The organism is Pseudomonas sp. A39 (assembly GCF_058145955.1).
Genome location: NZ_JBYVMD010000086.1, coordinates 1 through 10,279, shown reverse-complemented (window position 1 = coordinate 10,279; position 10,279 = coordinate 1). Strand labels below are relative to the sequence as shown.

At 60.5% G+C, this 10,279-nt stretch carries 12 protein-coding genes and 1 pseudogene; 6 read left to right on the top strand and 7 right to left on the bottom strand.

Annotated features, from left to right (window positions below):
* From trpE to AC3ZU9_RS30685, 5 genes are all read left to right on the top strand, one after another.
* Positions 1 to 1,422, top strand: a 1,422-nt coding sequence (trpE, locus tag AC3ZU9_RS30705; protein ID WP_490091751.1) for an anthranilate synthase component I, incomplete at its 5' end; no start/stop codon positions are given.
* A 10-nt stretch (positions 1,423 to 1,432) separates the two neighbouring features.
* Complete coding sequence (locus AC3ZU9_RS30700; protein WP_015886157.1) at positions 1,433 to 2,026, top strand: aminodeoxychorismate/anthranilate synthase component II; 594 nt, start codon at positions 1,433 to 1,435, stop codon at positions 2,024 to 2,026.
* A gap of 9 nt (positions 2,027 to 2,035) precedes the next feature.
* Positions 2,036 to 3,085, top strand: a complete 1,050-nt coding sequence (gene trpD / locus AC3ZU9_RS30695; RefSeq protein WP_015886156.1) for an anthranilate phosphoribosyltransferase — start codon at positions 2,036 to 2,038, stop codon at positions 3,083 to 3,085.
* A complete protein-coding gene (gene trpC, locus AC3ZU9_RS30690) occupies positions 3,082 to 3,918 on the top strand; it encodes an indole-3-glycerol phosphate synthase TrpC (protein WP_015886155.1) in 837 nt (278 codons plus the stop codon). The genes trpD and trpC overlap by 4 nt, the downstream gene beginning before the upstream one ends.
* A gap of 161 nt (positions 3,919 to 4,079) precedes the next feature.
* Complete coding sequence (locus tag AC3ZU9_RS30685; RefSeq protein WP_015886154.1) at positions 4,080 to 4,775, top strand: lipoate--protein ligase family protein; 696 nt, start codon at positions 4,080 to 4,082, stop codon at positions 4,773 to 4,775.
* Here the strand turns inward: AC3ZU9_RS30685 and crp are convergent.
* Positions 4,772 to 5,416, bottom strand: a complete 645-nt coding sequence (gene crp / locus AC3ZU9_RS30680) for a cAMP-activated global transcriptional regulator CRP (RefSeq protein WP_015886153.1) — start codon at positions 5,414 to 5,416, stop codon at positions 4,772 to 4,774. The genes AC3ZU9_RS30685 and crp overlap by 4 nt on opposite strands.
* Before the next feature lie 247 nt (positions 5,417 to 5,663).
* Between crp and AC3ZU9_RS30675 the strand changes: the two genes are divergently transcribed.
* Entirely contained in the window at positions 5,664 to 6,086 is a 423-nt protein-coding gene (locus tag AC3ZU9_RS30675; protein ID WP_015886152.1) for an OsmC family protein, read from the top strand.
* Positions 6,087 to 6,158: 72 nt separating this feature from the next.
* Here the strand turns inward: AC3ZU9_RS30675 and coq7 are convergent, their stop codons facing one another.
* The 6 genes and pseudogenes from coq7 to AC3ZU9_RS30645 all read right to left on the bottom strand — a co-directional run.
* Positions 6,159 to 6,806, bottom strand: a complete 648-nt coding sequence (gene coq7, locus AC3ZU9_RS30670) for a 2-polyprenyl-3-methyl-6-methoxy-1,4-benzoquinone monooxygenase (protein ID WP_015886151.1) — start codon at positions 6,804 to 6,806, stop codon at positions 6,159 to 6,161.
* A gap of 117 nt (positions 6,807 to 6,923) precedes the next feature.
* The gene (locus AC3ZU9_RS30665; RefSeq protein ID WP_003194682.1) at positions 6,924 to 7,262 is read right to left on the bottom strand and encodes a histidine triad nucleotide-binding protein; all 339 of its coding nucleotides are present in this window, start codon (positions 7,260 to 7,262) and stop codon (positions 6,924 to 6,926) included.
* A gap of 46 nt (positions 7,263 to 7,308) precedes the next feature.
* Complete coding sequence (locus AC3ZU9_RS30660) at positions 7,309 to 8,097, bottom strand: SDR family NAD(P)-dependent oxidoreductase (RefSeq protein WP_015886150.1); 789 nt, start codon at positions 8,095 to 8,097, stop codon at positions 7,309 to 7,311.
* A 63-nt stretch (positions 8,098 to 8,160) separates the two neighbouring features.
* Positions 8,161 to 9,123: a DUF805 domain-containing protein gene (locus AC3ZU9_RS30655; protein WP_015886149.1), complete on the bottom strand. Its 963-nt coding sequence runs from the start codon at positions 9,121 to 9,123 to the stop codon at positions 8,161 to 8,163.
* 68 nt (positions 9,124 to 9,191) lie between these two features.
* Positions 9,192 to 10,154, bottom strand: coding sequence for an NAD(P)H-dependent flavin oxidoreductase (locus tag AC3ZU9_RS30650; protein WP_015886148.1), 963 nt, complete (start codon positions 10,152 to 10,154; stop codon positions 9,192 to 9,194).
* A gap of 24 nt (positions 10,155 to 10,178) precedes the next feature.
* Positions 10,179 to 10,279, bottom strand: a pseudogene (locus AC3ZU9_RS30645) (TIGR00701 family protein); the annotation flags it as partial.

The following is a 10,279-nucleotide window of genomic DNA, read 5'->3' as shown; positions in this document are numbered from 1 at the left end:
TGCGAAACCCTGGCCGACTTCGACACGCCGTTGTCGATCTACCTGAAACTGGCCGACGAGCCCAACTCCTACCTGCTCGAGTCGGTCCAGGGCGGCGAGAAGTGGGGCCGTTACTCGATCATCGGCCTGCCGTGCCGCACGGTGCTGCGGGTACACGACCATCATGTGAGCATTAGCCATGATGGCGTCGAGATCGAAAGCCACGATGTCGAAGACCCGTTGGCGTTCGTCGAGGCGTTCAAGGCACGCTACAACGTGCCGACCATTGCTGGGCTGCCACGCTTCAACGGCGGCCTGGTGGGTTACTTCGGCTACGACTGCGTGCGCTACGTGGAAAAACGCCTGGGCAAATGCCCGAACCCGGATCCGCTGGGGGTGCCGGACATTCTGTTGATGGTCTCCGATGCGGTGGTGGTGTTCGACAACCTCGCCGGGAAGATGCACGCGATTGTGCTCGCTGACCCGTCCCAGGTCGATGCGTTCGAGCAAGGCCTGGCCAGCCTCGAAGCCCTCATGGAAAAACTGCGCCAGCCGATCACCCCGCGTCGCGGCCTGGACCTCAGCCGTCCGCCGGCGGCCGACCCGGTGTTCCGCTCCAGCTTTACCCAGGATGACTACGAGCGTGCGGTCGACACCATCAAGGAATACATCCTCGCCGGTGACTGCATGCAGGTGGTGCCGTCGCAACGCATGTCCATCGACTTCAAGGCTGCGCCGATCGATCTGTATCGCGCATTGCGCTGCTTCAACCCGACGCCGTACATGTACTTCTTCAACTTTGGTGACTTCCACGTAGTGGGCAGTTCGCCGGAAGTGCTGGTGCGCGTCGAAGACAACCTGATCACCGTGCGCCCGATCGCCGGTACTCGCCCACGGGGTGCGACCGAAGAGGCCGACCTGGCGCTGGAAAAGGACCTGTTGAGCGACGACAAGGAAATCGCCGAGCACCTGATGCTCATCGACCTGGGTCGTAACGATACCGGGCGTGTCTCGGAAATCGGTTCGGTGAAGCTCACCGAAAAGATGGTGATCGAGCGGTATTCCAACGTGATGCACATTGTGTCCAACGTCACCGGCGAGCTGAAAGCCGGCTTGACGGCGATGGACGCGCTGCGCGCGATTCTGCCGGCGGGCACCTTGTCGGGTGCGCCGAAGATCCGTGCGATGGAAATCATCGACGAGCTGGAGCCGGTCAAGCGCGGTGTCTACGGCGGTGCTGTGGGCTATTTCGCCTGGAACGGCAACATGGACACGGCCATTGCGATTCGCACCGCCGTGATCAAGGACGGAGAGTTGCACGTGCAGGCCGGTGGCGGGATTGTCGCCGACTCGGTGCCGGCCCTCGAATGGGAAGAAACCCTGAACAAGCGCCGCGCGATGTTCCGCGCCGTTGCGCTGGCTGAACAGACCCCCAATTCTTGAGGTTTCCCCCATGTTGCTGATGATTGATAACTACGATTCCTTTACTTACAACGTTGTGCAGTACCTGGGCGAGTTGGGTGCCGAGGTCAAGGTGGTGCGCAACGATGAACTGACCGTGGCCGAGATCGCTGCCCTGAACCCGGAGCGCATCGTGGTTTCGCCAGGCCCGTGCACGCCGACCGAGGCGGGTGTCTCGCTGGAGGCGATCAAGTATTTCGCCGGCAAGCTGCCGATCCTGGGCGTATGCCTGGGCCACCAGTCCATCGGCCAGGCCTTTGGCGGTGACGTGGTGCGGGCGCGCCAGGTGATGCACGGCAAGACCAGCCCGGTGTTCCATCATGATCTAGGCGTGTTTCATGGCCTCAACCTGCCGGTGACGGTGACCCGCTACCACTCGCTGGTGGTCAAGCGCGAAACCTTGCCGGAGTGCCTGGAACTTACCGCTTGGACACAGCTGGAAGACGGCTCGGTCGATGAGATCATGGGCCTGCGCCACAAGACACTGAATATCGAAGGGGTGCAATTTCACCCTGAGTCGATCCTGACCGAGCAGGGCTACGAGCTGTTCGCCAACTTTCTCAAGCAGAGCGGCGGCACGCGCTAAGGACTTTCCATGGATATCAAGACTGCCCTGAGCCGTATCGTCGGCCATCTGGACCTGAGCACCGCTGAAATGAGCGATGTGATGCGCGAAATCATGACCGGTCAGTGCACCGATGCGCAGATCGGCGCGTTCATGATGGCGATGCGCATGAAGAGCGAGAGCATCGACGAGATCGTCGGCGCGGTATCGGTCATGCGCGAGCTGGCGGACAAGGTTGAGCTCAAGACCCTCGACGGCGTGGTCGACGTGGTCGGCACCGGCGGTGACGGTGCGAACATCTTCAACGTCTCGACGGCGTCGTCTTTTGTTGTTGCTGCGGCGGGTTGCACCGTGGCCAAGCACGGTAACCGTGCGGTGTCTGGCAAGAGCGGCAGTGCCGATTTGCTCGAAGCGGCGGGCATCTACCTGAACCTGACCCCGGTTCAAGTGGCGCGTTGTATTGATAACGTCGGCATCGGCTTCATGTTTGCCCAATCCCATCATGGTGCAATGAAGCATGCCGCCGGCCCGCGCAAAGACCTCGGCCTACGCACCCTGTTCAACATGCTCGGCCCGCTTACGAATCCGGCCGGTGTGAAGCACCAGGTGGTAGGCGTGTTCAGCCAGGCGCTGTGCCGGCCTTTGGCCGAAGTGCTGCAGCGCATGGGCAGCAAGCATGTGCTGGTGGTGCATTCCAAAGACGGCTTGGACGAGTTCAGCCTGGCGGCACCGACGTTCGTGGCGGAACTGAAGAACGACCAAATCACCGAATACTGGGTCGAGCCGGAAGATTTGGGTATGAAGAGCCAGAGCCTGCATGGCTTGGCGGTGGAAAGCCCGGCGGCGTCCCTGGAGTTGATTCGCGATGCGTTGGGGCGTCGCAAGACCGAGAACGGCCAAAAAGCTGCTGAGATGATTGTTCTGAATGCTGGCGCGGCACTTTATGCGGCGGACCATGCCTATAGTCTTAAGGAAGGTGTCGCCTTGGCCCACGATGCACTGCACACCGGTCTGGCTCGCGAGAAGCTCGAAGAACTCGGGGCATTCACCGCAGTATTCAAGATGGAGAATGAAGGATGAGTGTGCCGACCGTTCTGGAAAAAATCCTGGCCCGCAAAGCTGAAGAAGTCGCCGAGCGTCGCGCCCGTGTCAGCCTGGCCGAGCTTGAAGCCCAGGCGAAGGTCGCTGATGCACCGCGTGGCTTTGCCAATGCCTTGATCGCCCAGGCCAAGCTCAAGCAGCCTGCGGTCATTGCCGAGGTCAAGAAAGCTTCGCCGAGCAAGGGTGTGATTCGCGAGATCTTCATTCCTGAAGACATTGCCAAGAGCTATGAGAAGGGCGGGGCGACCTGCCTCTCGGTGCTGACCGATATCGACTATTTCCAGGGTTCCGACCTGTTCCTGCAGCAAGCCCGCGCTGCGTGCAAGTTGCCGGTGATCCGCAAGGATTTCATGGTTGACCCGTACCAGATCGTCGAAGCCCGTGCCCTGGGCGCTGACTGCGTGCTGTTGATCGTTTCCGCATTGGATGACGTGAAGATGGCCGAACTGGCTGCCGTCGCCAAAAGCGTCGGCCTGGACGTACTGGTGGAGGTGCACGATGGCGATGAGCTGGAACGCGCCCTGAAAACCCTCGACACACCGCTGGTGGGGGTCAACAACCGTAACCTGCACACCTTCGAAGTCAGCCTGGAAAACACCCTCGACCTGCTGCCGCGTATTCCGCGTGACCGTCTGGTGATTACCGAGAGTGGCATCGTCAACCGTGCCGATGTGGAACTGATGGAAATCAGCGGCGTGTATTCGTTCCTGGTGGGCGAGACCTTCATGCGCGCTGAAAACCCGGGGGCGGAGCTGCAGCGCTTGTTCTTCCCGGAGCGTGGCGTGGCGGTCAGTGGTTCGACATTAGACTGACTTGAACACGGTCAAGATTTGAAATGCAATCGAGCATGTGAGAGGGGGCTTGCTCCCGATAGCGGGGTGTCAGTCAATACCTGTACTGACTGATCTAAAGCTATCGGGGGCAAGCCCCCTTCACATTGGGTTTTGTGTTTATTCAGATAGGTAAGTGTTTGATGGTTAAGCCGGTGTCGATGACGGTTGAAGCGGGCCTGGCTGCCGAGCAGGCGCTGCTGGCTGCTGTGTGCGCCGGCGAGCAGGAATTCGGCCTGCTGTTCTGGCAACCCAGTGATCAAGCGTTGGTGATGCCGCGTCGTCTGAGTCGGCTGCCGGCGTTCGAAACCGCCAGCCAGGTATCATCCGACGCCGGCTGGCCGGTATTGCTGCGTGAAACCGGCGGTGAGCCAGTGCCGCAATCGAGTGCCACGGTCAACATCGCCCTGGTCTACGCCCCGCCGCGCAGCGAAGGCGATCAGGGGCGCATCGAAACCGGTTACCAGCGGCTGTGTCAGCCCATCTGCGATTTTTTGATTGAGCTGGGGGGCGATGCCTCCGTCGGCGAGATCGATGGCGCGTTTTGCGACGGTCGCTACAACGTCAACCTCGATGGCCGCAAAATGGTCGGTACGGCTCAACGTTGGCGACAAAGTGGTGGCCGCCCGGTGGGGCTGGTGCACGGGGCTTTGTTGTTGGATAACGATCGCGAAGCGCTGATTGCAGCGGTCAACCGCTTCAATGAAGCCTGCGGTCTCGACCAGCGGGTGCGTGCCGACAGCCATATCGCCCTGCACGAAGCCTTCCCGGCGCCGGATGCGATCAGCCGGCTGGATACCTTGTACCGTCAAATGTTGGCCAGCTTCCTGCCGGTTTAACGGGTACCGAACACCACCATCGTCTTCCCTTTGACGTGCACCAGGTTGCGTTCTTCCAAGTCTTTGAGCACGCGGCCGACCATCTCCCGTGAACAGCCGACAATGCGCCCGATTTCCTGGCGTGTGACCTTGATCTGCATGCCATCGGGGTGGGTCATGGCGTCAGGTTGCTTGCACAAGTCCAAGAGGCAGCGGGCGACGCGGCCGGTGACGTCAAAGAATGCCAGGTCGCCGACCTTGCGCGTGGTGTCGCGCAGCCGCTGGGCAATCTGGCCGCTGAGGGCGTAGAGGATGTCGGGATCCTGCTGGGCCAGCTCGCGGAATTTGGCATAGCTGATCTCGGCCACTTCGCACTCGACCTTGGCCCGCACCCAGGCGCTGCGTTCCTGTTCCTTGCCGGCTTGTTCGAACAGCCCCAGTTCCCCAAAGAAGTCCCCGGTGTTCAGGTAGGCGATGATCATTTCACGGCCGTCTTCATCCTCAATCAGGATGGTGACCGAGCCTTTGATAATGAAGTACAGCGTATCGGAACGTTCGCCGGCGCAGATGATGTTGTGCTTGGCCGGGTGGCGACGGCGCTGGCAATGCATCAGCAGTTTGTCGAGATTCTTGATCTTGGGTATGGGAGTAAGAGCAACCATGGTTGTATCCCGAAAAGACTGCGCGAGGTAGTTGGAGTTGTTGTATTCATCGGTATCGGCATTGATACACGCTGTATAAATGGTGGCAATACGCCATCGATTTGGCGCCAGTTTAACAGACACATTCTGTCTCGATTAGGCAATTTTTCCGCGTAGCCCCTGCAATTGATCACTTTTGTCGCAAACGCTGACGCCAGCGAGCGCTGTGCTAAGCTGGCGACCCTTTTTTAGCAGTGGAGTCTGGGCGATGAAGGCACGCATCCAATGGGCGGGCGAAGCCATGTTCCTCGGTGAGTCGGGCAGTGGCCATGTGGTGGTCATGGATGGCCCGCCGGAAGCCGGTGGCCGTAACCTGGGCGTACGCCCGATGGAAATGCTCCTGCTTGGCGTGGGCGGTTGCAGCAATTTCGACGTGGTCAGCATCCTGAAAAAATCCCGTCAGGCCGTGGAAAGCTGCGAAGCCTTCCTGGAAGCCGAGCGTGCCACTGAAGATCCCAAGGTGTTTACCAAGATCCACATGCATTTCGTGGTGAAGGGCCGGGCGCTGAAAGAAGCCCAGGTCAAGCGTGCCATCGAGTTGTCCGCTGAGAAGTACTGCTCGGCGTCCATCATGCTCGGCGCGGCCGGTGTGGCCATCACCCATGATTACGAAATCATCGAGGTCGGTTGATCGCTCAATCGGCGGGCAAAAAGAAAGGGCGCTTTGGAGGCGCCCTTTTTTTGTGGCTCGGATTTGATGCGTTTAGATGCGGTAGGTGCTCTTGGTCATGACCTTGGCCAATAAGCTCATGCCAAACCTGACCGGCGCGGGGAAGCGGAAACCGCCTGCATCCAGCGCGCTTTCGGCGTGATGTTCTTCATCGATGCGCATCTGCTCAAGAATCGCCCGGGACTTTTCGTCTTCGGCGGGCAGTTGTTCCAGATGCTCATCCAAGTGCTTGCACACTTGATGTTCGGTGGCTGCGACAAAACCGAGGCTGACTTTGTCACTGATCAGGCCGGCAGCGGCACCGATCCCAAACGACAGGCCATAAAACAGCGGGTTCAGCACGCTCGGGTGGCTGCCGAGTTGGCGAATGCGTTGCTCGCACCAGGCTAGGTGATCGATTTCTTCCTCGGCGGCATGCTCCATGGCTGCGCGAACCTGCGGCAGCTTGGCGGTCAGGGCCTGGCCTTGATACAGCGCCTGGGCACAGACTTCGCCGGTATGGTTGATGCGCATCAGGCCGGCGACGTGTCGGGTCTCGGTCTCGCTCATCTGTGCGTCGGGCTGCACGATGGCGGGCGACGGGCGATACGGTTGGCCGCTGAAGGGCAGCAGCGTGCGCATGGCCATGTCGGCTTGCAGCAACAGACGGTCAATCGGCGAGTAGTGACGTTGGGTAGTCATGCTGACCTCCGGGAAGAATCTCGGCGGCCAGTTTACCGCAAGAGAGGGGGAAGCGTTTGCGCTGAGTCAGGGGCATAGGGTCGCAGCCCGAGGCCGTGACCCTTGTTCCGAGGGGAATCATCCCGGCGGCCAGTTCATCTGGCGCTGACCCAGCACATGCATATGGATGTGATAAACGGTTTGCCCGCCGTCTTCATTGCAGTTCATCACCACACGAAACCCTTTTTCACAGCCTTGTTCAACGGCCAGGCGCTGGGCGGTGAACAGGATATGGCCGGCAAGGGCTTTATCGTCTTCCGTCAGGTCATTCAAGGTCCGGATCGGTTTCTTCGGAATGACCAGGAAATGCACGGGGGCCTGCGGCGCGATATCGTGGAAGGCCAGAACCTGGTCGTCTTCGTAGATAATCTTCGCGGGTATTTCTCTGTTGATGATCTTGGTGAACAGAGTATCCACAGCTGTTTCTCCATTATGAGTATGCAGGGTGAGTGTACCCAGCCGGTCAGCGCGGGCAATAGGCCTTGTTGATGGCGCCGGCGATCTTGCGGGTCAGCCAGCGAGGGCTGAAGCGCGGGCTGAAGGCTATCCAGCGGTTGCGTCGGCCGGGAATGATGATGGCTTTGTTCTTTTCCAGGGCGCGCACGGTGTAGAGCGCCACTTCTTCGGGGCTCATCAGTTGTTGGCTGCGGTCGAGCTTGGCGGTGTCCATTTGCGCGGTGCCGAAGAACGCGGTGCGGGTCGGGCCGGGGCAAAGGACCGAGACCTTGATGCCGCAGGTTTTCAACTCTTCGCGCAGGCCTTCGGAAAAGTGCAGTACGTAGGCCTTGCTGGCGTAGTAGGTGCTCATCCACGGGCCGGGCTGAAACGCCGCGATGGACGCCACATTGAGGATCTGCCCGCCACCGTGCAGCGCCATGGTGTTGCCAAGTGCGTGGCACATGCGGGTCAGAGCGAGGATGTTGACCTCCATGAGGTCTTGTTCGGTCATCCAGTCCTGGGCCAGGAACGGCCCGCTGGTACCAATGCCGGCACAGTTGACCAGCAGGTCGATCTGCCGCTCACCTTCTTCAAGCTCCAGCAGGAACCCGGACAAGCGCAGTGGCTCGCCCAGGTCGCAGGCCCGGAACAGCACCTCGACGCCAAACCGTTGGGTCAATTCGATAGCAATGCTTTCCAACTGATCACGCTGGCGGGCCACCAGAATCAAGCTGCGGCCGCGCCGGGCCAGTGCTTCGGCCAAGGCCAGGCCGATGCCGCTGGAGGCGCCGGTGATCAGAGCGTAACGGGTCATGCCTTTCTCCATCGCAACACCGCCGAGCCTGCGACAGAGGCATCGCAGGCCGGTGGTGTTTCTTTACTGTTCTGGAGAGTCTACAGGTTCGCCCGCTTCGTCAGCACTCTGCGCTTCGTCTTCTTCTACGGTCGCGCTTTGGTCAGCGTCTTCATCGGAGGTGATGGAACTGCTTTCGTAGCCGCTGTCCATGTTGGCTTCGAGTTGGTTCAGGTAACCGTTCATGCCCAGGGTGACCACGATGGCCAGCATGATCGGAATAAACGCCAGCCACAGCGTGGCCAGGACTTTTACCGCCGTGGAGTTGCGGGGTGGTGGTGCGCCATATTGGTTGGCGCCCGCGTTCCCCGGCAATACCAGCAACAGGATCGGGAAAACGCTGTTCACCAGTGGGACGAGGTTGAGGAAGTACAGCCAGCCGGACCAACCCAGGTCGTGCAGGCGCTGCACACCGATCTGTACGCTGACCCAGACAAGCGCCACAAACAGCGCGAGACCCAGCAGTACCCCGAGGATAGTGCCTGCCGTCGGCGATGCGGTGGCCACGGCAAAGCTCACGGTACTGATGATGCCACCCGCAACCAGCATCGCCAGGGTCAACACCAGGGTCCAGGCCAGGTAGCGCAGACGGCCAATACGCCCGTGGATAGTGAAAACCTTGAGGGTGGCGTATTCCGGCAGGTGCTCACCTACCGCGGCACGCGGCGGTGCGTAGGGGGAGGCGGCCGGGCGGGAGAAGTCGGAAGCGCCGGAATCCGTTTCATGGGTTTCGGCGAGGCTGAAGGCCACGGGCTGTTCGGCTTCGATACGTGCATCGACCCCAGCGTTTTTCAGCGCAGTGAGGTAGGTTTCGGCGTCCGGTCGGGACAGGTCGCGTTTGAGCGCGACCGTGCGGCCGGTGAAGAGCTTCTCGATGGCTTCGACTTCGCTCTTGAACAGCTCGGCCAGGTTCAGTTTGGCCGTGGTGCTTTCGACACCCGGGAGCAAGGCTCCATCAAACACAATCTTGAAACGGTTGTCGCTCATGCGGGCTTCCTTGTCACTTATTCAGGGAGGAGGGCAGGCCTGTGTAATTGGCAGGCCTTGCGGTTGGGTCAGCGTGGCCAGCGCAGTTGAGCGGCTTGTTCGCGTGCCTTGCGGTATTCGGCATCCAGGCGAGCAACCAGTTCATCGACGCTGGGTAAATCATCAATCTCACCGACACCTTGGCCGGCAGACCATACAGTCTTCCACGCCTTGGCCTCGTCGCTCAACGGCTTGAGCTTGGAGCCAAAGTTGACCTCGCCCTTGCCTTGCAGGGCGGCGAGATCGAAACCGGCGTTTTCCAGGCTCTGGCGCATAAAGCTCGCGGGCACGCCGGAGACAGCAGGAGTGTGCACGATGTCGGCGGCGCGCGATGTGAGCAGCATCTCTTTATACGCATCCGGGGCGTGGCTTTCGGTGGTGCCGATGAACCGCGTGCCGAAATAGGCCAAGTCTGCGCCGAGCAACTGGGCGGCGAGAATCTCGTGCCCATGGTTGAGGCAGCCGGCCAGCAGCAGGGTTTTGTCGAAGAATTGGCGGATCTCGGCAATCAGCGAGAAAGGGCTCCAGGTGCCGGCGTGGCCACCGGCGCCGGCCGCAACGGCGATCAGGCCATCCACGCCGGCTTCGGCGGCCTTCTCGGCGTGGCGGCGGGTGGTGACGTCGTGGAACACCAGGCCACCGTAACTGTGCACGGCGTCCACCAACTCCTTCACGGCGCCCAGACTGGTAATGACGATCGGCACTTTGTGTTCGACGCAAATCGCCAGGTCCGCCTCCAGGCGCGGGTTGCTGTTGTGCACGATCAGGTTGACGGCGTAGGGCGCGGGATTATCCAGTTGTGCCAGGCCCGCTTCGATTTCTTCAAGCCAGGCCTTGAACCCGCTGCTTTCGCGTTGGTTAAGCGCCGGGAAACTCCCTACCACCCCGTTGCGGCAGCACGCCAGGACCAATTGCGGGTTGGAGATAAGGAACATCGGCGCAGCCACGACGGGCAGGCGCAGACGGTGTTCAAGCAGAGCGGGCAGCGACATTAGAGGTACCCCGAGTCATTGAAGTTAGAACGGTTTGACCACGACCAAAATTACGATAGCCAGCAATATCAGAACGGGCACTTCATTGAACCAGCGATAAAAGACATGGCTGCGGGTGTTTTCGC